Annotated in this window: 20 protein-coding genes and 1 tRNA gene; 12 read left to right on the top strand and 9 right to left on the bottom strand. The window is 64.9% G+C overall.

Annotated features, from left to right (window positions below):
* Positions 1–38: 38 nt before the first annotated feature.
* Entirely contained in the window at positions 39–935 is an 897-nt protein-coding gene (locus tag DOD19_RS16920) for a c-type cytochrome (RefSeq protein WP_112186739.1), read from the bottom strand.
* Between the two features lie 381 nt (positions 936–1,316).
* On the opposite strand from DOD19_RS16920, the gene DOD19_RS16915 reads away from it, so the two are divergent.
* The 4 genes from DOD19_RS16915 to kdpE all read left to right on the top strand — a co-directional run bounded on the left by DOD19_RS16915 (position 1,317) and on the right by kdpE (position 4,043).
* Positions 1,317–1,392 (top strand) — tRNA-Arg (locus tag DOD19_RS16915).
* Between the two features lie 172 nt (positions 1,393–1,564).
* Positions 1,565–2,632 (top strand): histidinol-phosphate transaminase, encoded by a 1,068-nt coding sequence (gene hisC, locus DOD19_RS16910; RefSeq protein WP_112186737.1) that lies wholly within the window; start codon positions 1,565–1,567, stop codon positions 2,630–2,632.
* A 324-nt stretch (positions 2,633–2,956) separates the two neighbouring features.
* Positions 2,957–3,268, top strand: a complete 312-nt coding sequence (locus DOD19_RS16905) for a high-potential iron-sulfur protein (RefSeq protein WP_024977387.1) — start codon at positions 2,957–2,959, stop codon at positions 3,266–3,268.
* A 70-nt stretch (positions 3,269–3,338) separates the two neighbouring features.
* A complete protein-coding gene (gene kdpE / locus DOD19_RS16900; protein WP_112186735.1) occupies positions 3,339–4,043 on the top strand; it encodes a two-component system response regulator KdpE in 705 nt (234 codons plus the stop codon).
* Between the two features lie 6 nt (positions 4,044–4,049).
* Here the strand turns inward: kdpE and DOD19_RS16895 are convergent, their stop codons facing one another.
* Together DOD19_RS16895 and DOD19_RS16890 are read right to left on the bottom strand one after the other, a co-directional pair.
* Positions 4,050–5,048, bottom strand: coding sequence for a tripartite tricarboxylate transporter substrate binding protein (locus DOD19_RS16895; protein ID WP_112186733.1), 999 nt, complete (start codon positions 5,046–5,048; stop codon positions 4,050–4,052).
* 144 nt (positions 5,049–5,192) lie between these two features.
* Positions 5,193–6,323, bottom strand: a complete 1,131-nt coding sequence (locus tag DOD19_RS16890) for a porin (RefSeq protein ID WP_024977384.1) — start codon at positions 6,321–6,323, stop codon at positions 5,193–5,195.
* Positions 6,324–6,816: 493 nt separating this feature from the next.
* Here DOD19_RS16890 and DOD19_RS16885 point away from each other — a divergent pair, with 493 nt between their 5' ends.
* On the top strand, positions 6,817–7,101 hold the full coding sequence (locus DOD19_RS16885) for a hypothetical protein (RefSeq protein ID WP_024977383.1): 285 nt from the start codon (positions 6,817–6,819) through the stop codon (positions 7,099–7,101).
* A 136-nt stretch (positions 7,102–7,237) separates the two neighbouring features.
* Here the strand turns inward: DOD19_RS16885 and DOD19_RS16880 are convergent, their stop codons facing one another.
* The 4 genes from DOD19_RS16880 to DOD19_RS16865 all read right to left on the bottom strand — a co-directional run bounded on the left by DOD19_RS16880 (position 7,238) and on the right by DOD19_RS16865 (position 12,697).
* Positions 7,238–9,436, bottom strand: a complete 2,199-nt coding sequence (locus DOD19_RS16880; protein ID WP_112186731.1) for a xanthine dehydrogenase family protein molybdopterin-binding subunit — start codon at positions 9,434–9,436, stop codon at positions 7,238–7,240.
* On the bottom strand, positions 9,433–10,473 hold the full coding sequence (locus tag DOD19_RS16875) for a xanthine dehydrogenase family protein subunit M (protein WP_112186729.1): 1,041 nt from the start codon (positions 10,471–10,473) through the stop codon (positions 9,433–9,435). The genes DOD19_RS16880 and DOD19_RS16875 overlap by 4 nt, the downstream gene beginning before the upstream one ends.
* Positions 10,474–10,482: 9 nt before the next feature.
* A complete protein-coding gene (locus DOD19_RS16870; protein WP_112186727.1) occupies positions 10,483–11,223 on the bottom strand; it encodes a 2Fe-2S iron-sulfur cluster-binding protein in 741 nt (246 codons plus the stop codon).
* 163 nt (positions 11,224–11,386) lie between these two features.
* The gene (locus DOD19_RS16865) at positions 11,387–12,697 is read right to left on the bottom strand and encodes a M20/M25/M40 family metallo-hydrolase (RefSeq protein WP_112186725.1); all 1,311 of its coding nucleotides are present in this window, start codon (positions 12,695–12,697) and stop codon (positions 11,387–11,389) included.
* A gap of 183 nt (positions 12,698–12,880) precedes the next feature.
* Here DOD19_RS16865 and DOD19_RS16860 point away from each other — a divergent pair, with 183 nt between their 5' ends.
* Entirely contained in the window at positions 12,881–13,675 is a 795-nt protein-coding gene (locus DOD19_RS16860) for a DUF1835 domain-containing protein (RefSeq protein WP_112186723.1), read from the top strand.
* Between the two features lie 102 nt (positions 13,676–13,777).
* Here the strand turns inward: DOD19_RS16860 and kefC are convergent, their stop codons facing one another.
* Positions 13,778–15,718 carry a glutathione-regulated potassium-efflux system protein KefC gene (gene kefC / locus DOD19_RS16855; protein ID WP_024977377.1) on the bottom strand — a complete coding sequence of 647 codons (1,941 nt, stop codon included), beginning with the start codon at positions 15,716–15,718 and terminating at the stop codon, positions 13,778–13,780.
* Between the two features lie 23 nt (positions 15,719–15,741).
* A complete protein-coding gene (locus DOD19_RS16850) occupies positions 15,742–16,293 on the bottom strand; it encodes an NAD(P)H-dependent oxidoreductase (protein WP_112186721.1) in 552 nt (183 codons plus the stop codon).
* A gap of 399 nt (positions 16,294–16,692) precedes the next feature.
* On the opposite strand from DOD19_RS16850, the gene DOD19_RS16845 reads away from it, so the two are divergent.
* From DOD19_RS16845 to DOD19_RS16820, 6 genes are all read left to right on the top strand, one after another.
* Complete coding sequence (locus DOD19_RS16845; RefSeq protein WP_024977375.1) at positions 16,693–17,388, top strand: GNAT family N-acetyltransferase; 696 nt, start codon at positions 16,693–16,695, stop codon at positions 17,386–17,388.
* A 257-nt stretch (positions 17,389–17,645) separates the two neighbouring features.
* Positions 17,646–19,280, top strand: coding sequence for a methyl-accepting chemotaxis protein (locus DOD19_RS16840; protein WP_024977374.1), 1,635 nt, complete (start codon positions 17,646–17,648; stop codon positions 19,278–19,280).
* 16 nt (positions 19,281–19,296) lie between these two features.
* On the top strand, positions 19,297–19,944 hold the full coding sequence (gene cysC / locus DOD19_RS16835; protein WP_024977373.1) for an adenylyl-sulfate kinase: 648 nt from the start codon (positions 19,297–19,299) through the stop codon (positions 19,942–19,944).
* Complete coding sequence (locus DOD19_RS16830; protein WP_112186719.1) at positions 19,941–21,047, top strand: sulfotransferase; 1,107 nt, start codon at positions 19,941–19,943, stop codon at positions 21,045–21,047. The genes cysC and DOD19_RS16830 overlap by 4 nt, the downstream gene beginning before the upstream one ends.
* A gap of 141 nt (positions 21,048–21,188) precedes the next feature.
* The gene (locus DOD19_RS16825; RefSeq protein WP_112186717.1) at positions 21,189–21,932 is read left to right on the top strand and encodes a LysM domain-containing protein; all 744 of its coding nucleotides are present in this window, start codon (positions 21,189–21,191) and stop codon (positions 21,930–21,932) included.
* Positions 21,923–22,336 (top strand): hypothetical protein, encoded by a 414-nt coding sequence (locus DOD19_RS16820; protein ID WP_112186715.1) that lies wholly within the window; start codon positions 21,923–21,925, stop codon positions 22,334–22,336. Before DOD19_RS16825 ends, DOD19_RS16820 begins: the two co-directional genes overlap by 10 nt.
* Positions 22,337–22,344: the final 8 nt, after the last annotated feature.

The following is a 22,344-nucleotide window of genomic DNA, read 5'->3' as shown; positions in this document are numbered from 1 at the left end:
CCCGCACGGGGCGGGCTTCTTCGGGAATGCGGGACGGCTTACTTGGCAGCGGCGGCCATGTAGTCGACGGCGGCTTTCACATCGTCATCGGAGCCGGCATAAGTGCCCTTGGGCGGCATCGCGCCCTTGCCGTGCAGCGCGGAGTCATACAACTTGGCCTTGCCTTGGGCAATGCGCGGCGCCCAGGCGGCCTTGTCGCCAAACTTGGGCGCGCCAGCCACTCCGGCGGCGTGGCACATCTGGCAAGTCGAATCGTAGACTTTCTTGCCGACTTCACCCGCAGAGGCTTGCGGCGCGGCAGCCGCAGCCGGCGCAGCCGATGCTGCAGCAGCGGGTGCCGGCGCAGCAGCGGCCGGAGCGGGGGCAGCCGCCGGCGCCGAAGCTTCCGGTGCCGATGCAGCAGCCGGCGCTGCGCCCGCGCCCGCCGGTGCAGCCGGTTCTTGCAGCTTGCCGCCAGCGGAGTTGGCCATGTAGACGATGGCGCGTTCGATTTCGTAGTCGCTCACGTCATCCGGCGACGTGCCGCCGCGTGCGGGCATGCCGCCCTTGCCGGCCAACGCCACCTTCGTCAGGCCATCCAGGCCCTGCGGCAGGCGCGGGCCCCAGCTTGCCGCGTCGCCAAATTTGGGCGCGCCAGCCACGCCAGCCGCGTGACAGGTCGCGCAGACTTCCTTATAGAGCTGCTCGCCCGTCTTGAAAACGTGCGGTGCGCTCGGGTCTTTCAGTTCGAGTTGCGCAACGGGCTTGATGCGATCGTTGACGGCCTCTTCCGACATGCCGGAACCGCCCGCGCCTTCCCTGGCGCCCAGGCCAACGTAATTGGCCAGCAGGATGATGATGAGAATGGGAACGACAAAGGCGGCGATCACCGCGATGATCAGCTGCTTGGGGGTCTTGATCAGAGGCTCGTGTTCGTCGTGTTGCGCGTCGCTCATGCTCAACTCTCAGGATGGTGAAACCGCTCTTGGAGCCCTCAGAGCGCCGCCGGCAAGGTCACGAGCATCGCCGGCAGGGCGTGGGGGCCGCATTGGATCGCGATGAGGGCAGGAAGACCGTGGCGATTCAATCGCCGCGTCGGCCCAGACAGACCTGTCCCCGTCTTTCTTCTGGCAAATAACGCGCGATTATATCCGTAATGCTTTGGCCTTTGACACGCGGGACAGCCCTAGGCGCCGCTTTTCGACCTGCGTCAAAAACCCAACGAAACGTTGCAGCAGCAGGCCTCGTACCCAGGGGGTCACGGGCGTGCGATGGACGCTTGCGCCTAAATGCGCTATCCTGCGGGGCTTCTCTTTCGGTGCGTTCTGTGCCGATATGCGCCCGTAGCTCAATGGATAGAGTACTGCCCTCCGAAGGCAGGGGTTGCTGGTTCGATCCCAGCCGGGCGCGCCAAAAATCAAAGATTGACGCAACTTGTACGGTTTTCCCACGCCAGAACCGCGCTTCTGCCGCAACGTGCAGGCCTGCCTATTCCCGAACCTTACTCAGCTCCCCTGCATTTTTCGATTCATCGATCGCGCTGCGGGCACGCTTAGAAAATAGTCACCTCATCAGGAGTCGAGCCGTGAGCCGTTACTGGAGCGATATCGTTCAGCAACTTGTGCCCTACGTCCCGGGCGAGCAGCCGGCCATTGCGCGGCCCATCAAGCTAAACACCAACGAGAACCCGTACCCGCCGTCGCCGCGCGTGGTGGCCGCAATCTCTGCAGAGTTGGGAGAGACGGGCGACAACCTGCGCCGCTATCCCGATCCCTTGTCGCGCCGGCTGCGCGAGATCGTGGCCGCGCAGGTCGGCCTCCAGCCCGAGCAGGTCTTTGCGGGTAACGGGTCGGACGAAGTCTTGGCGCACGTCTTCCAGGTGCTGCTCAAGCACGACAAGCCGCTGCGCTTTCCGGACATCTCGTACAGCTTCTATCCGACCTACGCGCGGCTTTACGGCGTGCAGTGCGAAGTGGTGCCGCTGGCGGACGACTTCTCCATCCGCGCCGATGACTATCTTGGCGACGCAGGCGGCGTGCTGTTCCCGAATCCGAACGCGCCGACCGGCCACGCGTTGCCGCTGGCAGAGATCGAACGGATCGTCGCCGCGAACCCCTCTTCGGTCGTCGTCGTAGATGAGGCCTATGTGGATTTCGGTGCGGAGTCCGCCATTGCGCTCATTGATCGCTATCCGAATCTGCTCGTTGTGCACACGACGTCGAAGTCGCGCTCGCTGGCCGGCATGCGCGTGGGCTTTGCGTTCGGGCATACGGCGCTCATCGAAGCGCTTAATCGCGTGAAGGACAGCTTCAATTCGTATCCGCTGGATCGCCTTGCACAGGCGGCTGCCCAAGCGGCTTACGAAGACGATGCGTACTTCCGCGCCACGTGCGCGCGCGTGATGGCAAGCCGCGCACGGCTGACGCAATCGCTGCAGTCGCTGGGGTTCGAGGTTGTGCCATCGATGGCGAACTTCGTGTTCGCGCGGCATCCGGCCCACGACGCGGCAACGCTGGCAGCACGGCTGAAAGAGCAGGCCATCTTCGTGCGCCACTTCAAGCTCGCGCGTATCGATCAGCATCTGCGCATCACGGTCGGCACCGATGATGAATGCGACGCATTCTTAAAGGCGCTGCGGGGTCTGCTGGCGTAAGCACGTACGCGTGTGCGGCAAATTGCCACCGGGGTTGACCGGCCATTTGGGGGACTGCGCCCGCGCTGATAGCGGCATTCCTCGACCACGCGGTGCATCCGCGGCGTTGCGCGGTGTGGATCGGAGGCCACGAAAGCAACCCATTGCTGCACTCAGGTATGTGGAACATTGACCATACGCAGATGCTGCCGGCCGATTGCTGTGCCAGAATGCACGAGCGGGGAAACGGCGCGCCGACGCCGTCCGCTGTCCCCTAGGGCGAGCCTGAGCATTGCGCGGGCGGCACGGGACGCCACACAACACACTCCCACAAAAGGAATCAGCATGTCCAATCGTCGTCAATTCCTGAAGAGCATTCCCATCGTGGCCGCCGCAGGCGCCGTCATGTCGATGTCGGACCTGGCACTGGCTGCACCGATGGTGGCGGAAACCGACCCGCAAGCCAAGGCGCTGGGCTACGTGGCTGACAGCGCCAAGGCCGATAAGGCCAAGTTCCCGAAGCACACGCCGGATCAGCATTGCGGCAACTGCGCCCTGTACCAGGGCGGTACGGCTGCGCAAGGCGGTTGCCCGCTGTTCGCCGGCAAGGACGTCGCCAACAAGGGCTGGTGCAGCGCCTGGGCCAAGAAGGCTTGAGCGAAGCGGTATCGCGCGCAAGCAAAACGGACCCTTCGGGGTCCGTTTTTTTATGGTCGCGCCCTCTACAATGCGTGCCATGCCGTTCACATTCACACCCACCGTCCTCGTCATCGACGACGAACCGCACATCCGACGCTTCGTCCGCGCCGCTTTGGAGGAGGAAGGCTGCGAAGTCCATGAAGCCGATCGCGTCGAGCGCGGCTTGATCGAAGCCGGCACGCGTCAGCCGGATGCGGTGATCCTCGATCTCGGCCTGCCCGATGGCGATGGCATGCAGTTGATTCGCGAGTTGCGCACCTGGACGGAAGTGCCGGTGCTCGTGCTTTCGGCCCGTGTGGATGAGCGCGACAAGATCGACGCGCTCGATGCCGGCGCAGATGATTACCTGACGAAACCCTTCGGCGTGGGCGAGCTGGTTGCGCGCCTGCGCGTGCTGCTACGGCGGCACGCCAAGCGCGGCGAAGGCGGGGGCAGCATCATCCGCTTCGGCGAGGTGGAAGTCGACCTGGCGCGCCGCCTGGTCAGCCGCAATGGCCAAGCCGTGCATCTCACGCCGATCGAATACCGGCTGCTAGCGGTGCTGCTTGGCCGCCGCGGCACCGTGATGACGCACCGCGAACTGCTGCGCGAAGTCTGGGGCCCCGCGCATTCCGACAGCAGCCACTATCTGCGCATCTACATGGGCCACCTGCGCCACAAGCTGGAGCGCGATCCGGCGCGGCCCGAGCACCTGCTGACCGAAGTCGGCGTCGGGTACCGCTTCACGGCCTAAGCCGGTTCACTGTTCCTTGATGCCTGCGGCGCGGACGATGCGGCCGTTGCTGTCGTATTCCGCGCGGATGGCCGCGGCAAACTGTTCGGCCGTGCCGCCGGCCGGCACCACGGCGGCCTGCGTGAGGCGCTCGCGCAGATCGGGCGCAGCCAGCGCCTTGTTAATCTCGGCATTCAGTCGGGCAATGACGGGCGCAGGCGTCTTGGCCGGCGCGAACACACCGAAGGTCGACGCCATGTTCGCCTTGGCGTAACCGAGTTCGGTGAAGGTCGGCACGTTCGGCAGCGTATCGAGCCGGTGCGGCGCACCCACCGCGAGCGGGCGCAGCTTGCCGCTCGTGATGTGTTGCATCAGGGTCGGGCCGACATTGGTCGACATGACTTCCACCTGGCCGCCCAGCGCATCCGTCAATTGCTGGCCACCACCTTTGTACGGGATGAGCGTGATATCCACGTGCGCCTGCGACTTGATCTGCTCCAGCGCGAGATGCCCCACCGTACCCAGGCCCGATGTCGACCAGCGGATCGAACCCGGCTTGGTGCGCGACTGGCTCAGCATGTCGGCAAAGCTCTTTCCCGTGAACGACGGCGTGCCCAGCAGGATCATCGGGGCGTACATGACATTGGCCACGGGCGCGATGTCTTTCTGCGGGTCATACGGAAGCTTGCTGAAATGCGGGTTGAGCGTGAGCGGGCTGACCGACGAAAAGCCCAGCGTGTATCCATCCGGAGCCGCCTTGGCCACCGCGTCCATGCCGATGCTGCCGCCGGCCCCTGCGCGGTTCTCGACCACCACGGGCTGGCCAAGTTGCGCCGACAGCTTTTCGCCCAGCGCACGCGCCACGTTGTCGGAAATGCCACCGGTCGGGTACGCGACGATGATGCGGATCGGCTTGGCCGGATAGTCCTGCGCCTGTGCAGGCACAGCGGAAAGCAGCGGCAGGCCGGCGCACAGCAGCACGGCAGAGGCAATCAGACGACGGCGGGCAGTACGTGCGGAAGTCATGGCGCAATGTCAGATGAACGAAACAGGAAGCAACATTGTAGGCGGATGCCCAGGCAACCTCGCCCGACGACGCACAAAAACAGCCGGTAAAAGAAAAGGCGCCCGAAGGCGCCTTTTCCGTTCCCAATCGAGTGACTGCGTCGATTAGAAGATGTGGCGAATACCCACGCCAACGCTGGTCTGGTTCGACTTGCCAGTGCCGGTTGCGTTGCCGCCACCCGACAGTTCCGGCAGAGCTGCGTCCTTGACCTTGTTGTAGTCGACCGTGCCATACACTTGCGTGCGCTTGGACAGAGCGTACTCAGCCAGCAGCACACCGGTGTAGCGCTTGCCGTCGTTGCCGGCGGTCAGAGCAGCGTTCTTGATGCTGTCGTAGTAGAACGCGCCCGTCAGAGCCAGGGCCGGGGTGATGTTGTACGTCACGCCCAGGATGCCGACGTGGTCACGACGCTTCGTGGCGCCCGGGGTCAGGCCAGCGCCCGAGGTGGCGTTGCCGTAGATGTTCAGGCCGAAAGCGCTGCCGCCGACGCAGTTTGCCGAGCTGTTCACGCAACCCGTGGCGTCGCTGCTGTCGATGTAGCCAGCGAACAGCTTGGCTGCAGCGATGGTGTAGTTACCACCGATACCCCACACGGTTTGCTTGTTGCCAGCAACGTCCTTGTGCTGTTGTGCGAAGGCGCCGATGTAGGCCGGGCCGAATTCATAGGCCACCGTGCCGCCAACGTACGAGTTCTGGCTTGCAGCGCCAGCCACTTCGCCAAAGCCGTAGGCCAGGCCGACCGACAGGCCGTTCCACTTGCCTTCGTACTTCAGCATGTTGGATTCACGCAGACCGGTCAGGCCGTAGTACATCCACGAGTTGCCGTCGTAGTTACCCACGCCCAGCGGGTCGAAGTTGCCGCCGGTCGTGAAGCCGAAGTTGTATTGACGGCCCAGCGTGATGGTGCCCAGGTCCTTGTTGGACAGGCCCACGAACGATTGACGGTTGAACAGCGTACCCGAGCTGCTCATGCGGCCCGAATCCGAGTTGAAGCCGCTTTCCAGCACGAACAGTGCCTTGTTGCCGCCGCCCAGGTCTTCCGAGCCCTTCAGGCCCCAGCGGCTGTTCGACACAGCACCGCTTTCCATCTGGGTCACGCTGTTGCCAGCTTGGTTGGCGTTGTTGATGTAGTGAATGCTGGTATCGACAATACCGTACAGCGTCACGCTCGATTGGGCGTAGGCAGAACCTGCGAACAGGGCGCCAACTGCAACCAGAATGGCAGACTTTTTCATGTGGGCTCGTAATAAAAGAGTTGTCTCAAACCGCCCGACCCCGTGTGCATGAGGTTGGGCTCCTCCGTTTCCTTAACTTCCGTGTCGGAAGTGCCGCGCAAATTTAACAAAAGCCCATATGCGCGGCAAAGTAATTCACGGAATCGTTCTACCAAGTGTGGTACGCGCGCATCGCTCTTAATGCGCCGCACCAAATCGGCCTACGACAAGGCTTGCCAGCGCGTCGCGCCCTGCTGTGGTGCACCAAGGCGGACCGCCGACTTTGGACCGCTCTCTTGATTAGACAAAAAGGTTGGGCGGATTGCCGGGGCGTTACGTCATTGGCGCGTTTTTCAGCGCCATTCACGCTGACTTGCATCATTTCGGCGCCGACAACAAACCGTTCGTCGCACCACCGTGGATACGGCATGCCCCCTGACCTAGGCTGTACACCGTGGCAGGACATCAAATGACCACGAACAACACCGAAAATCAGTTGAAGAAGGAGTTCGCCATGCGACTCAAGCAAATGGGGTTGGCCGCCATGTTGGCGGTCGGAGCCCTCGCGGCGGGCAGCGCTTGGGCGCAGGCCAGCCGCGTGGAAGTGTTCGGCCAGAATGCACGGGCCGAGCGGTTTGACGTCTATAGCGACGGTGCCCGCACCGGACGCTTCGACACGTATACAGAAGGCGCACGCAGCGGCCGCTTCGATCCGTATTCGGACGGCATGCGCAGCGACCCGGCCGGCCGCTCCCGCGACGGCGGCGGTACGGTCTACGGGTACCCGGTTCCGAATTGATGCGCTGAGCGGCATTCACCGCGTTCGTCACGCATTGATCAATTACGGGCCGGTCTCCAGGCATCCTCCGTTTTCCGCCTCTTGGCCCACTCTGGCCCCGCCTGGTGATGCGCCAGCGGGGCTTTTTCATGCGCGCTCAGATGAGCTTGTCGAGCGTGATCGGCAATTCGCGCACGCGCCGGCCGGTGGCGTGATAGACCGCGTTGGCAATGGCCGCCGGCACGCCGGTAATGCCGATCTCGCCAATGCCCTTGGCGCCCAGCGGGTTGATGTGCGGGTCCGCCTCGTCGAGCACGAGGATGTCGATATCGGGCACATCGGCGTTCACGGGCACGTGATACTCCGCCAGGTTGTTGTTGACGATGCGGCCGTAGCGCGTATCGAACAGGCTCTCTTCGAACAGCGCCATGCCCATGCCCCACACGATGCCGCCCATGAGCTGGCTGCGTCCCGTCTTGGCGTTGAGCAGCCGCCCCACGCCGTAGCTCGCCACGATGCGCGAGACGCGGATCACGCCCAGGTCCGCATCGACATGCACCTCGGCAAACACCGCGCCGAACGAGTGCATTGAGTACTTCTGCTTTTCTTCGCCCGGCTGCACCTTGGCGGTCACCTCGATGGGGCGGCCATAGCGCGCGACCACGGCGGCCACGGGCTCACGCGCACCGCTGCGGGCGCCCAAGACGCCGTCGGCCACGGTGATCTCGCTTGCGGCCAGCCCGTGCAGCGGCGAGCTGGCATCGGCAATGGCCGCGGCAATCAAGGCGTCGCGGGCCTGCGCGCCGGCGGCCTGCACGGCGGGCGATACGCTGGCCACACTCTGCGAGCCGCCCGACACCGGCGCCTCGGGCATGCGCGTATCGCCCAGGCTGAAATGCACGCGGTCGACGGGCATGCCCATGGCATCGGCGGCCACCTGCGTCATCACCGTGTAGGTGCCCGTGCCCAGATCCTGCGAGCCCGATTCGACCTGCGCCGTGCCGTCCGGCAGGTAGCGCGCGGTGGCACCCGCCGCGCTGCGGTTGGCGGGGTACGTGGCCGTGGCCATGCCCCAGCCGATGCGTGTATTGCCTTCGCGCATGCTGCCGGGCTGCGGGTTGCGGCGTGCCCAGCCGAAGCGTTCGGCGCCAGCGCGGTAGCACGCCGCCAGCGATTTGCTCGACCACGGGATGCGTTTCTCGGGGTCTTGCGCGGCGTCGTTGCGCAAACGCAGTTCTACGGGGTCGATACCCAGGGCGTAAGCCATCTCATCCAGCGCCACTTCCAGCGCGAACGTGCCGGTGGCTTCGCCCGGTGCGCGCATGAACGTCGGCGTGCCGATGTTGAGCCGCGCGAGCCGATGCGTGGTCCGCTGGTTGGGCGTGTCGTAAAGCATGCGGGTGACGATGGCGCACGGCTCGGTCCAGTCTTCGATCATCGACGTGGTGGTCAGCGAATCATGCGAGATGGCAGTGAGGCGGCCATCGCTGGCGGCGCCCACGGCGATGCGCTGCTCGGTGCGCGGGCGCCCGCCAACCGGGCCGAACATCTGCGGGCGTTCCAAGACCAGCTTGACGGGCCGCCCCGCCTGGCGCGCGGCCATCGCCGCCAGCACCACGTGCGACCACACCGAGCCCTTGCAGCCGAATCCGCCACCCACGAACGGGCACATCACGCGCAGCTTGTCGGGCGACAAGCCGAGCGTCTTGGCGACGGTGCGGCGCACGCCCGAGACGTATTGCGTGCTGTCGTACAGCGTGAGCGAATCGCCCTCCCACACGGCGATGGTGGCGTGCGGCTCCATGGGGTTGTGCGCTTCCATGGGCGTCCCGTAGACGGCCTCGATGCGCCGCGCCGCCTGCGCCATGCCGGCAGCGATGTCGCCGCGCGTGGTGTCGGCCGATTGCGTCTGCACCTTGCCAGGCGAGTGCGCATCGGCGCGGGCGGTTTCGAAATCGAGCCGCGCTGGCTGCTGGGCAACCTCCACGCGCACCATGCGGGCTGCGGCCTGGGCGTGTTCCAGCGTGTCGCCCACCACCAGCGCAACGGGCTGGCCGTTGTAGTGCACCTGATCGTCCTGCAGCAAAGAAAGCGCGCGTCCAGCCGGTGGTTCCAGCGCGGGCTTGCCGCCGTTGGGCAGGCGAGGTGCGTTCTCGTGCGTCATCACCAGCAGCACGCCGGGCATGGCCTGCGCGACGTGGGTATCGACCCGCGTGACGCGCCCGGCCGGCACCGTGCTCTGCACCAGCACCGCATGCACCAGACGCGGCACCTGAAACTCTGCGGAGTAGCTCGCCTGGCCCGTGACTTTGAGCAGACCGTCCGTGCGGTCCAGCGGTTGGCCGACGTTGCTCATGCCACACCTCCGGTCGGCTTGGTCGGCTTGGTCGGCTTGGTCGGCTTGGTCGGCTTGGCAGCCACGGCCAGCGCGCGTGCCACCGCCCGCTGTGCGAGCCGCACCTTGAAGCCGTTGTCACGCAGCGGCTGCGCACCCTGCACGGCCAGTGCACCGGCCTGGGCAAACAACTGCGCGTCCAGCACCTGCCCCGCCAGCATCTGCTCCGCCGCATGCGCGCGCCACGGCTTGTGCGCCACGCCGCCAAGCGCAATGCGCGCCTCCCGAATCGTCCTCCCATCCTCCTGCAGCGCCAGCGCCGCAGCCACCGACACCAGCGCAAACGCATAGCTCGCGCGGTCGCGCACCTTCAGGTAGTGCACCTGCGTGCCGAACACCGGCGGCGGCAAGTCGATAGCGACGATCAGCTCGCCGGGTCCGAGTGTCGTGTCGATTTCGGGGTGCGCTTCCGGCAGCCGATGGAACGCTTCGATGGGAATACGCCGCTCACCGTGCGCGGCATGCACCACCACCGTGGCATCCAGGGCGGCCAGCGCGACAGCCATGTCGGACGGATGCGTCGCCACGCACGCCTCGCTTGCACCGAGGATGGCATGCATACGGTTGACGCCCTCACGCGCGGCACAGCCGGAGCCGGGCTGCCGCTTATTGCACGCCGGGTACGCTGTGTCGTAGAAGTAATGGCAGCGTGTGCGCTGCATCAGGTTGCCGCCGTTGGTGGCCATGTTGCGGAGCTGCCCGGACGCGCCCGACACGATCGCCTCGCTCAGGAGCGGATACCGCGAGCGCACCAGCGGATGCGCCGCCGTATCGGCATTGCGCGCCATCGCGCCCAGGCGCAGGCCACCGTCGGGCAACGCGCGTATCTGCGCCAGCGGCAGGCGGCTCACGTCCACCAGCCGCTGCGGCTGCTCGATGCCGCCCTTCATCAGGTCCAGCAAGTTCGTCCCGCCGCCGATGTAGCGGGCGCCCGGCTCATGGCCCAGGCGCACGGCAGCTTCGAGGGAAGACGCACGGTCATAGGCAATCGATTGCATGGCGGCTCCTCAGGCAGCGTTGCCAGACTTGGCAGCCACCACGCGAATCGCCGCCACGATGTTGGGGTACGCGCCGCAGCGGCAGAGGTTGCCGCTCATGCGCTCGCGTATTTCGTCTGCGGTCAGCGCAACGGGGCCGTCATTGCCCAGTGACGCGGGCGACGTGACCGTGCTGGGCATACCGCAACGCGCCTCCTCCAGCATGGCCACCGCCGAACAGATCTGCCCCGGCGTGCAATATCCGCACTGAAACGCGTCGTGCTCAAGAAAGGCGGCCTGCACCGGATGCAGCGCCGTGCGGTCGACCACGCCGTCCTGCGCGTGTGCCAATCCTTCGACGGTGGTGATGGTCTCGCCCTCGTGCATGATCGCCAGCGTCAGGCAACTGTTGATGCGCCGGCCGTTCACGAGGACGGTGCACGCGCCGCACTGGCCGCGGTCGCAGCCTTTCTTGGTACCGGTCAGTCCCAGCACTTCGCGCAGCGCATCGAGCAACGTGACGCGCGGCTCCAACGACAGCGCATACGGCTTGCCGTTGATATTGAGCGATACCGGCCGCGCCGGCGCCAACGCAGCCGGACGTGCCGGGGCCGACGCGGAAGTGCGCGCGCCGGCCGACTCGTGCGGCAACGCAAACGCCGAGGCCGCGGCTGCTGCGCTCTGCAGAAAACCGCGCCGGCTCGGGCGCGCAGGCGGCCCATCCGGGTCGTTGGCGGGGTCATTCGATGCCGCTAAGGGATGTTCGGACATGGCGCGCGCTCCACCGGCCGGGGCAGCCGTAGCTGGGGACATGCGTCAGGGGAAAGCAAGCGGAATACCCGGCACCCGGGCGTTGGGAAACCACCGAACAGTGGCTTCGCGAGGGGGAATTGCTGCGGCGCGTGTAAGGCTTACGCGCCGCGTTGCAGTGCGGTTACCTGGCCGGGCCGACGCGATCGCGCGACACATCCATGACCATGCGCGTCAACAGGTACAGGCGCGGCACGATGGAGTTCAGGTCGACATATTCGGCGTCATTCGAGTGCGCGCCAAAGCTCGCCAGACCGAAGCGCTCGATCACGGGCGCCTTGGTTTTCGAGGCGGCAAACGCGGCATCGGTGCCTCCGCCTTCGGCCTTGTCGTCAATCTCCAGCGTCTTGCCGAGTTCGCCATAGATCTTCTGGGCGTGCTCGGCCAGCGCGCGCGAGGCCGGCGTGGCTTCCAGCGGCGGGCGGCGGCGCTCGAACCGGGCCGAGACCTGGGTATCCGGAATCAGCTTGTTCTTGATGCGCTCGTTGACCACCTCTTCCAGCTTGTCGGCATCAGCCGCCCGCAGCAAGCGCACGTCGGCCTGGGCGCTGGCCACGGCGGGGATCACGTTGCGGTTGGTGCCCGCCTGCGCCACCGTCCAATTCACCTTCAGGCCGGTATCAGGCTTGGACAGATCGCGCATCTGCAGGATCTGGTGCGACAGCTCGTACAGCGCGTTGCGGCCCTGTTCCGGCGCGCCGCCCGCGTGCGAAGCCTTGCCCTTCACATCCAGCAGGATCGCGCCGATGCCGCTGGTGGCCAGCGACAGCTTGTCGGAGGTCACGCGCGTGCCTTCGCACGAGAACACGGCGTCCTGCTCGGCGCCCAGCTTGGCCTGCATGGCCCGCGCGCCCGGCGAGCTGATCTCCTCGTCGCCGTTGATCAGCACCGTGAGCGTGCCGTACTGCTTGAAGTTGACGGCCTGCAGGATCGATACCGTGTGCAGGATGACCGCCACGCCGTTCTTGTCGTCGGCAATGCCCAGGCCGTAGGCGCGCTCACCGTCGATGCGGAATGGCTGGTGCGCAAGCATGCCCTTCAAGTACACGGTATCCATGTGCGCGATCAGCATGATGTTGCGCTTGCCCTCGCCCTTGAAGCGCGCAAGCACCATCTTGCCGATCTTCTCGGGCGTGTCGGCCATGCGGTAGGCATGGTCGCTGGGGTCGATGAGCTTTACGTCGCCGCCCATGCCGCGCAGGCGCTCGGCGATCACGCCGGCAATCTTGTCCAGGCCTTCGATGTCCTTGCTGCCCGATTCGATCGAGACCAATGTCTTCATGGTGTCGATCAGCGCCGGTTTTTCCTGCTGGGCACGCTTGTAGATTTCAGCCGGCGGCACGGCGGCGGCCTGGCCGGCAGCCAGCGCACCCACCATTGCGATGACGGCGAGCACTGCAGGGCGCACGCCCTTGGGCAGCAACGGGGCTCTCATGAATGTTTCCTCACCTGTTCTTAGTTATGGTCTGCAACAAAACGGCGATTTTCGCACGCCCGCCTGAGCGTTGCCCGAGGGCTATCCCCCCTTTGGGTAGGCGCATGACACCGCGCAAAGGAATACTGATAGAGATGCGTAAAACGAAAGCGCCGGGCTGACACTCTCGCTACAATTGCTGCCATGCAATACATCCATGTCGTCAACGGCGATGTTGCCGGCGCCACGCTCAAGCAGGCGCTCGCACAGGCTGGCCGCCCCGATTCCGTAGTCGTACTGCGCGACGATCTCGCCGTCGGGCCGCTGGTCGACGTCGACAGCGTCGCCATGGCGCGCTCCGGCTTCTGGCAGCGCGTGGCGCCCAACAGCAATATCGACTTCGCCGCCGAGATGCGCGATGCACTTGCGTCGCTCGCCGAGCTGCGCGATGCCACCACGGAAGTCGCCATCTGGCACGGCCAAAGCGCGTCGGACCAGCTCATGCTGCGCCGCGTGGCGTTTCACCTGCACCAAGCGCCCCAGCGCATCAATGAAGTCGGCATGGATGTGCGCGAACTTGAGGCGCCCAACGGTCAAGGCCCGCTGACGACCATCGGCATGTATTCGGGCGCCCGGCTGGCGCGGCGGTTTTCGACCATCGCGCCAGTATCGGTGCTGCGCATCGGCCGCCTGGCCTACGAATGGCAGCAGACCGTGCGCGAAAACGCCGATACGCGGCTGTGGAAAGGCAACACGCTGGTGCCGGTGTCGTACGGCACGGTGGATGAAGTGATCCTGGAGCACGTTCCCACCGACTGGGCCAGCGCCCGCGACGTGGTCGGCAGCATCATGGGCGCCATCGACGGGCTGCTCGCCAGCGACTGGTTCGTCTTCTGGCGCTGCCGCGAACTGGTCGGCAACGGTCAGTTGCTGCTACGCGGCGAGGCCGATTCGCTCAGCACCTGCGAACTGCGTCGCAATGTGAGCGTGGCCGTGTAAGTGCCACCCGAAACCTGGATCTGCCCCGAGGAGCGCCGAAAGCGCTCCTTTTTTATTTGTTCGCGCTGCTTGCGCATGAATCGCGTCCGTAACCGGCGCGAGTCAGCCGTCTCGGCGGAGACCTGCGCGCGCGGGGCAATCGATCGGGGTTTCGGCGTCACTGCCGTCGACCTCGTTGGCCAGATCGCTATCAGGCTGCGTGCTTTCCACGTCGCTATGGACGTCGCCCTCGCCCCATGGCAGGCCGGATTCGCGCAGGCGCTTGCGCTGGGTGCGGTCGCGCTGGAACATTTCGGCCAGTTCGTCGCGCCCCTGCTGTGCAAGGGACACAAGCTTCTTCTGGTCGCGGTAAACCGGGTAGACCTGCTCCATTGAATTGAGCGTGTGGCGGCGGAACGTCTGCGCGATGCGGTGCGCTTCGTACGGCTCCTTGCCCAGCCCTTCCAGCACCCGGCGGCTGAGCATGAGCGAGCCCTCGAACATCTCCCGCTCGATCACTTCCACGCCGCGGTCGCGCAGTTGGTACACGTGCGACACGTTGCGCGCCCGCACGTACAGCTTCAGGTGCGGAAAACGCTCGCGCACACGGTCGACCACCTCCAGGTTGGTCTCCATGTCATCGATGGCGACAACCATCATGCTGGCCTTGTCGGCGCCGGCGGTTTCCAGCAGGTCCATGCGCGTGGCGTCGCCGTAGAAGACCTTGAAGCCGAAGCGGCGCAGCATGTCGATCTGGTCCGGGTCGTGATCGAGCACGGTCGCGCTGTAGCCCTGGCTGTACAGCATGCGGCCGACGATCTGCCCGAAACGGCCGAAGCCCGCGATGATGACCTGGTTGTCCTGTGGGTCGATGGCGTCGGGTGCGCGCTTCTTTCCGTCCATCAGACGCGGTACCAGCACCTTGTCGTGCAGCAGCAGGAGCAATGGCGTCGCGGCCATCGACAGCGCCACCACGAGGTTGAGCGCAGCGGCGGTCTCCGCACCCAGCACGTTGCCGGCCACACCAGGGCCGAACACCACGAATGCAAATTCACCGCCTTGCGAGAGCAGAAACGCAAACAACCACGCCTGCCCACGCGCAATGCCAAAGCGGGTGGCAAGCAGGCGCAGCGCGCCAATCTTCACCGCCAGGAACACCGCAACCAGCCCGATCACGGCCAGCGGCTGGCGCATCAGCACGCCAAAATCGATCGACATGCCAACGGCCAGGAAGAACAAGCCGAGCAGCAGCCCCTTGAATGGCTCGATATCGGTTTCGAGCGCGTGACGGTATTCGGAATCGGCCAGCAGCACTCCGGCAATGAAAGCACCCAGCGCCATCGACAAGCCGACGCTGTGCATCAGCAGCGCAATGCCCACCACCAGGAGCAGCGAGAACGAAGTGAACATCTCGCGCATGTTGGTGCGGGCAATGGCGCGCAGCACCGGCCGCAACAGCGTGCGGCCGCCAAAGATCACGGCAGCCACCACGCCCACCGCCTTGGCCGCAGCCACCCAGCTATGGCCGTCGGACGCGTCGCTTGCCTCGGTCGCCAGCAACGGCAGCAGCGCGATCATCGGGATGGCCGCAATGTCCTGGAACAGCAGAATGCCGAAGCTGGCCGTGCCAGCGGGCGTGCGCATGAGGTTGCGCTCGGAGAGCGTGGCCAGCGCAATCGCCGTGGACGACAGCGCCAGCCCCAGCCCCGCCACCACAGCCGCGCGCCACGGGTGGCCCACCGCCATGACCGCCAGCCCGACGGCCAGCGCGCACACCACAATCTGCAGCCCGCCGTAACCGAAGATGCTGCGCCGCAGCGACCACAGCCGCGCCGGCTCCAGCTCCAGGCCAATCACAAACATCATCAGCACGACGCCGAATTCCGAGAAATCCAGAATCGACTGCACATTGGTGATGAGCCGCAAGCCCCACGGCCCCACGATCACCCCGGCCAGCAAATAGCCGAGCACCGAGCCCAGCCCCAGCCGACGCGCCAACGGCACTGCCGCCACGGCCGCGGCCAGGTAGATGACGAAATTGACGAGCAGATCGTGCGATTGCATGGGCAAGGAAGAAGTCGGAAACCTCAGGTGACGGCGTCGGTCGGGAGCCAGGGTTGCAGCGCGGCGCGCACCTCGGCGATATGGGCGTCGATGACGTCGGCAGGCACGTCGTCAGCGTCGTGCAGCACATGCGGCGGCTGCCATTGCATGCCGCACAGCGCGGCGGTCTGCTGCAGCGGCAGCAGGAACATGTCGAACGTGTGGCCGTGGATGCCATCCGGGTTGTAGGAATGGGCACGGCCGCCAGTAGTGGCCAGCACCATCAGATGCTTGCCGCGCAAGGCGGTGCCGTCCGGCCCGTAGGCCCAGCCCATCTCCAGAACCACGTCGATCCACTCCTTGAGCAGCGACGGCGTGGCGTACCACTGCACCGGAAACTGGAAGACGATCAGCTCCGCAGCTTCCACCGCCTCCTGCTCGAGGCGCACGTCGATGTCGAAATCGGGGTAATGCCGATAGAGATCGTGCATGGCCACGCCGGGCAGGCTGGCCAGCGCACGCGCGAGCGGCTTGTTGGCGCGCGAACGGCGCGGCGCAGGATGCGCGTAGATCACAAGGATGCGCGAGGGCGTCATGGAAAATCAGGAGGCTGGGGCGTCTTGATGGCGCATCTTCGCACGGCTATTGTTGAGCGGCGTTACGAGCGGGGATCGCGCTTCGAGTGGTGATGTAACGCGCCCAGCACCTGAAAAGCGTGCCTTCCCTCGCTTTTGCGCGGCGCAGCATTTACGTTGCTGTCGCACCACACTGCTGGAAGCCGTGCTCGGATGCGCTAAATCAATGATTTATCGGGAAATCCTGCGGAAAGTCTGACGCCAGACTTACGGGGAAACCCTGATTGCACTACAATAGCATGGTGCGTTGCACAACACTCAGTTGCACCCGATTGAGTGCCCCGGAGGTGCCATCCGCGCCTCCGATTCATCACTTCGCTGCCTTCCACTGAAGCGCGCGATCAGAACAGGAACCGTGTCGTGAACCCGCTCGAACTGAGCAAGGCCATCGGCGTCGTCACCCAGGACGACATCGACAAAACGGAAGCAGCGCAAGGTGCGCCGCGTTCCACCGTGCTGGTGCGCGAGCTTGCTGCCCACCACCGGTCGCGCCTGCTCAAACACTTGCTCGCCCTGGGCGAGGAGGACCGCCTGCTGCGATTCGGCCAGGTGGTGCGGGATCACGTCATCGAGGCGTACGTCGACAGCATCGATTTCGACCACGACAAGGTCTTTGGCGTCTACAACGAGCGCCTTGAGTTGACCGGCGTGGGCCACCTTGCGTACCTGCGCGACAACCCGCAAGGGCGCGTGGCGGAGTTCGGCGTGTCGGTGTCGGAATCGGCGCGCGGCAAGGGCGTAGGCAGCGCGCTGTTCCAACGTGCCGCCATGCACGGCCAGAACACCAAGGTGCGTACGCTGTACATGCACTGCCTGTCGCGCAATGCGGCCATGATGCACATCGCCAAGAAGGCGGGTATGCGTGTGCAGTACGCCTATGGCGAAGCCGATGCCTATCTCGAACTGCCGCCCGCCGACACGATGAGCCTGCTGACGGAAGCCATCGACGAACAAGTGGCCGACCTGGACTACATGCTCAAGCGCAACCTGCGCGATGTGCGCCGGTTCGGACAGCGCTTCTGGCGCTCGCTGGCGCCCCAAAAGCGTACTGTGTAACTGCTTCGCCCAACAAGAAACGCCCGGTTCCCGCCGGGCGTTTTTGTTTTACATGACACTTTTGGATTGCTCGCAATTTAATGTAAGTCATTTCAATAAAATAATATCTGCAAAAAGCGTCATCGATATTCCCGGACTTATTTTGTGATGTCAGTCCGACATGCCATTACGCATATTGAGTAATTTTATTTAAATCACTCAAGCTCCCGCCATACCGCTCGATAGTGCATTCGTTATCGATTATGACGGGGACAAACATGCGCTTCTCGAAAATGAAGGTGGCCACCCAACTGGCGTGGGGTTTTGGCTTGACGATGGGGCTGCTCGTGCTGCTCATGGCATTCAGCCTGCAGCGCATGTCAGATTTTCGGCGGCTGCTGGAAGACACCACGGAAATCAACGCCGTGGAAGCCAAGCTCGCCGCAAAAATGTATTCGAGCGTCACTGAACGGGCATTGGCGTATCGGAATATCGTGCTGCTGGAACAGCATGACGAAATTCAGCTCGAACTGAGCCGTATTGAAAAGCAGGAGGCCCTGTACAGCGAGGCCGACCGCAAGCTCGGCCGCATGTTCGACGCGTTGCCGGACACCACCACCGAAGAAAAAACGCTGCTTGCGCAAATCCGGCAGCAGACTGAATTGGCCGCGCCGTTCGCAACGCGCGTCAAGGCGCTGATTGCCGCCGGCCACAAGGAAGACGCGTACAAGGTGTTGCGCTTCGAATTCCGCCCCGTGCAGCGCGCTTGGTGGGATCTGCTCGGCAAGCTGCAGGCGTTTGAAGAAAAGCTCAACGACGAAAACACCGCCAAGGCCAAGTCGAGCTATATCGACAGCCGCAACTGGCTGCTGGCCCTGAGCGTGCTGGCGCTGTTGGTGAGCCTCACGGCCAGCACCCTCATCACGCGCGGGCTGCTGCGCAAGCTCGGCGGCGAGCCCGGCACGGTGGCCGACATTGCCAGCCAGATCGCCGGCGGCAACCTGGCCGTGGTCATCGACACGCGTCACGACAATCCGGCAAGCCTCATGCACGCCATGAAGCGCATGCGCGACAGCCTCGCCACGATTGCCGAACAGGTGCACACCAGCACCGACACGCTGGCCACGGCATCGGAGCAGATCGCCACCGGCAACTTCGATCTGTCGACCCGCACGCAGGAACAGGCCTCGGCGCTCGAAGAATGCGCCGCGTCAATGGAAGAACTCAACGCCACCGTCAAGCAGAATGCCGAGCACGCGCGGCACGCCAACCAACTCGCCGCCACAGCCGCCGAGGTCGCCACGCAAGGCGGCACGGTGGTGGCGCGCGTGGTGGACACCATGGGCGCGATCAGCGAATCGGCACGCAAGGTGAGCGAGATCATCGGCGTGATCGACAGCATTGCGTTCCAGACCAACATCCTCGCGCTCAATGCGGCCGTGGAAGCAGCGCGCGCCGGCGAGCAGGGGCGCGGCTTTGCAGTGGTCGCCAGCGAGGTGCGCGGGCTGGCGCAGCGCTCTGCCGCGGCAGCCAAGGAGATCAAGCTGCTGATCAGCGATTCGGTCAACCACGTGGATGCGGGCAACACGCTGGTGGAGCAAGCCGGCACCACGATGCAGGATGTCGTGACCAGCATCCACCGCGTGACCGCCATCGTGACCGAAATCATGGGCGCGACCGACGAGCAGGCCAGCGGCATCGACCAGATCCACCGCGCCATCACGCAGATGGACGAAGTCACGCAGCAGAACGCCGCGCTGGTTGAAGAAGCGGCCGCAGCGGCGGAATCGATGCGCGAGCAGTCGAGCCGACTGGTGGGGGTGGTGAGCGTGTTCAAGCTGGCAAACCAGGCGAAAGCCGCAGCCCCCGCAGCGCGCATCGGCTACCACCAACCCGCCCTGTTGCCGGCTTGAGCCGGAGGACGCCGCGATGAAATCTGCCCTGTCTTCCTGCGCCGGCCCCGCTGCACGCAACGTCTACTGGCATGCCGGCTCCGTGGCTGACGAAGCCCGCGCGCATCAGTTCGGCCATGCGCCGCTCACGTTGTGGCTCACGGGCTTGAGCGGCGCGGGCAAGTCCACCCTCGCCTATGCGCTGGAAAAGCGCTTGTACGAAACATGCCAGCGCTGCGCCGTGCTCGACGGCGACAACCTGCGTCACCACCTGAACCACGATCTCGGCTTTACCGAAGCCGACCGCACGGAGAACCTGCGCCGCGCCGCCGAGGTGGCGCGCCTCATGAACGACGTCGGCCTGATCGTCGTGACGGCGTTCATCTCGCCGCTGCGCTCCGATCGCGAGATGGCGCGCGAGATCATCGGCGCAGACAGGTTTGTGGAAGTGCACGTCTGCACCGCGCTTGATGTGTGCGAGGCGCGCGACCCGAAGGGGCTGTACGCCCGGGCGCGCGGCGGGCAGATCCCCCAGTTCACCGGCGTGTCGTCGCCGTATGAGGCACCGGAGGCGCCGTCGCTGCAGCTCGATACCGGCGCCATGCCGCTGCTGGCGGCCACAGCCGCGCTGCACGCGCACTTGTCCGCCTGGCTGGACACCCGTCAACCGGAGACCGTTCGATGACCGCCCTTCCCCGTCCCGTCCTGATGATTCCGCTGCGCCGCTGCGGCAGCCATGCGCTGCGCCTGCGCCTGAACTTCAACCCGGCGTTCTACGCGCCGTATCCGCTGCACATCGTCGACTTCATGCCGCTGGTACCGCTGTACGGCAACCTGCAGGACGATCGCGCCTACTTCCGCCTCGTGACCGACGTGATCGGCCTGCAGGCGGCGAGCATGGTGAAATGGCCCGGCATGGTGTTTGATCCGGTGGAGGTATTCGAAGCCCTGCGCGACCAACCGCGCAGCGTGCATCGCGTGGTGTGGGAACTGCTGCTGCGGGCGGGCGCACAGCACGGCGCCCGCGTCGTCATGGACAAATCGCTCGACAGCGTTCACTACGCCGCCGAACTGATGACGCTCTTCCCGGACATGCGTTTCCTGAACGTGGTGCGCGACCCGCGCGCGCAGGTCGCGTCAATGAACCGCGCGATCATCCACGACTTCGACACCCTGCTGAACACGCAGACCTGGGTGGCCGCGCACCGCGCCGCCAACGCACTCATCGCCCAGTATCCGGAGCGCACGTGCACCATCCGCTATGAAGATTTCCTGGTCGATCAGGAAAGTACGTTGCGCCGCGTATGCAGTTTCCTGGAGATCGACTTCCTGCCGCAGATGCTGGATGTCTCGCGCTCGGCCGAAGCGCGGCAGATTTCGCGGTTGTCAGCGCTGTGGACGTCCAACTGCTTTGCGCCCATCACCGCCAATATCGACAAATTCCACCAGCAGTTGTCGATGGATGAAATCACGATCATCGAAACCCTGGCACGCGACGACATGACCCGCTACGGCTATGCCCCGTTGACCGCCGCCAACGCCCACATCGAAACACGCGAACTGGAAGCGGCACGCATGCGCTCCGAAGCCGACCGCCAGACGGCGTGGCGCGCTCTGGAAGCCGACAACTACCGCGATTTCGTCTTGCGCCGCCACCGCGCTGATTTTCTGAGCAGCGTGCGCGAGCGGCTCATGCTCCAAGCGATGACGGCGGCGGCCGTCAAACCCACGGTACCGCATCGGCTGGAGGTGCTGACCGACCCGGCTGCGTTTGAAGTCGCGGACTAACCGACGCGCCCGCTTGGGTGCCGATGCGTTGCCGCGGACGGCCGCCAGCCACCGGCAAGGTACATAAACAGCCGTTAACACGCGGCTGGCGAGCGCTGGCTACCATGCCCCTCCACAGGTCACGCAACCACGGAGGGGCGCATGGTCACCAAGGCCCAGGTCAAACCGAAAACCGATTTCGAGCGCTGGCAGGATTACATCAACACCTCCACCCAGCACCCCGACCGCTGGAACGGCTACGACTGCGATATCCAGTCTGCCGTGGGGGAATACAACCGTTATCTGATGGGCAACGCCGGTTATCTGCCGCTGGACTGGCAGATCGTCAAAGCGATGGTGTGGGTCGAGACCGGAGCGGATTCGGAAGCGTGGCAGACCAAGCCGATGCAGATCGGCAACTTGGGGGACCCCGGTTTGAATACCTTGCTACGCGGCGAAGAGGGCAGCGACCTGATCGTCCCTCCGGCCATCCGCACCCGGCTGAATGCGGGCCTGGCCCGAACGGTGCCAGCGTGGAACATTCGCGCCGGTATCGGCTACCTGCTCACGCGCATGGCAAAGTTCGACGTCCGGAGCGTGCGCGACACCGACGACAAGGTCTATGAGGTCACCGTCAAGGCGGGCGACAGCCTCGACAAGATCGCCCGCGCGCAAGGCTCTACCCTGGCGGAGATGCGCGCGCTCAACCCGAATGCCGCAACACTCAAACCCGGGCAAGTGGTCAAATACCGCAAAGCCGCCATGCGCAAGGTGATTACCGGCTGGCGGCCGGTGACGACGCAAAACATTGCCGTGCTGTACAACCACGGCGACGCCGCGTACATCCGGAAACTCGATTACGTGCTCACGCTCATCCCGAAGATCGGAACCGCCGCATGCAAGTAGGTCGCCTCCTCATCGCCGTGTCGCTGCTGGCCGCGCAATCGGCCATGGCTGCAGACACTTTGACCGGAACCTTCCGCGGCGATGGCCGTGCGTGCTACGGAGCGTTGTTCGTCCGGCCGAAGACCATCGAGTGGAATGCCAGCTTCTTCAAGTGCGGCCCAACGCGCTACAAGGTGATCGAGCAGGACCTGTCGGGCGACCACCCGCACGCGGCCTTCAAGATTGAAGACCACCGCAAGCGCTGCGGCCTTGCCGTCATCGAGGTCTCGCGCTACAGCGAGTTCTCTTGGAGCGTAAAGGGCTACCAGACCATGGAGGCCTACCAGAAGCGCGAAGAACCCGGCTGGAAGGATTCCGCCGACCCCGCGCGCCAGGTCGCCCTGTGCGGCACGCGCAAGGAATAGCGCACGCA

This window comes from Ralstonia sp. GX3-BWBA, assembly GCF_003290055.1.
Taxonomy (GTDB): domain Bacteria; phylum Pseudomonadota; class Gammaproteobacteria; order Burkholderiales; family Burkholderiaceae; genus Ralstonia; species Ralstonia holmesii.
The sequence above is the reverse complement of the archived record's forward strand: the minus strand, read 5'-3'. Positions and strand labels throughout refer to the sequence as shown.

What these genes read in the sequence shown, in the direction of transcription:
- DOD19_RS16920 (WP_112186739.1), bottom strand. Translation starts at nt 935, where the DNA reads ATGAGCGACGCGCAACACGACGAACACGAGCCTCTGATCAAGACCCCC.
- DOD19_RS16905 (WP_024977387.1), top strand. Translation starts at nt 2,957, where the DNA reads ATGTCCAATCGTCGTCAATTCCTGAAGAGCATTCCCATCGTGGCCGCC.
- kdpE (WP_112186735.1), top strand. Translation starts at nt 3,339, where the DNA reads ATGCGTGCCATGCCGTTCACATTCACACCCACCGTCCTCGTCATCGAC.
- DOD19_RS16895 (WP_112186733.1), bottom strand. Translation starts at nt 5,048, where the DNA reads ATGACTTCCGCACGTACTGCCCGCCGTCGTCTGATTGCCTCTGCCGTG.
- DOD19_RS16890 (WP_024977384.1), bottom strand. Translation starts at nt 6,323, where the DNA reads ATGAAAAAGTCTGCCATTCTGGTTGCAGTTGGCGCCCTGTTCGCAGGT.
- DOD19_RS16885 (WP_024977383.1), top strand. Translation starts at nt 6,817, where the DNA reads ATGCGACTCAAGCAAATGGGGTTGGCCGCCATGTTGGCGGTCGGAGCC.
- DOD19_RS16880 (WP_112186731.1), bottom strand. Translation starts at nt 9,436, where the DNA reads ATGAGCAACGTCGGCCAACCGCTGGACCGCACGGACGGTCTGCTCAAA.
- DOD19_RS16875 (WP_112186729.1), bottom strand. Translation starts at nt 10,473, where the DNA reads ATGCAATCGATTGCCTATGACCGTGCGTCTTCCCTCGAAGCTGCCGTG.
- DOD19_RS16870 (WP_112186727.1), bottom strand. Translation starts at nt 11,223, where the DNA reads ATGTCCGAACATCCCTTAGCGGCATCGAATGACCCCGCCAACGACCCG.
- DOD19_RS16865 (WP_112186725.1), bottom strand. Translation starts at nt 12,697, where the DNA reads ATGAGAGCCCCGTTGCTGCCCAAGGGCGTGCGCCCTGCAGTGCTCGCC.
- DOD19_RS16860 (WP_112186723.1), top strand. Translation starts at nt 12,881, where the DNA reads ATGCAATACATCCATGTCGTCAACGGCGATGTTGCCGGCGCCACGCTC.
- kefC (WP_024977377.1), bottom strand. Translation starts at nt 15,718, where the DNA reads ATGCAATCGCACGATCTGCTCGTCAATTTCGTCATCTACCTGGCCGCG.
- DOD19_RS16850 (WP_112186721.1), bottom strand. Translation starts at nt 16,293, where the DNA reads ATGACGCCCTCGCGCATCCTTGTGATCTACGCGCATCCTGCGCCGCGC.
- DOD19_RS16840 (WP_024977374.1), top strand. Translation starts at nt 17,646, where the DNA reads ATGCGCTTCTCGAAAATGAAGGTGGCCACCCAACTGGCGTGGGGTTTT.
- cysC (WP_024977373.1), top strand. Translation starts at nt 19,297, where the DNA reads ATGAAATCTGCCCTGTCTTCCTGCGCCGGCCCCGCTGCACGCAACGTC.
- DOD19_RS16830 (WP_112186719.1), top strand. Translation starts at nt 19,941, where the DNA reads ATGACCGCCCTTCCCCGTCCCGTCCTGATGATTCCGCTGCGCCGCTGC.
- DOD19_RS16825 (WP_112186717.1), top strand. Translation starts at nt 21,189, where the DNA reads ATGGTCACCAAGGCCCAGGTCAAACCGAAAACCGATTTCGAGCGCTGG.
- DOD19_RS16820 (WP_112186715.1), top strand. Translation starts at nt 21,923, where the DNA reads ATGCAAGTAGGTCGCCTCCTCATCGCCGTGTCGCTGCTGGCCGCGCAA.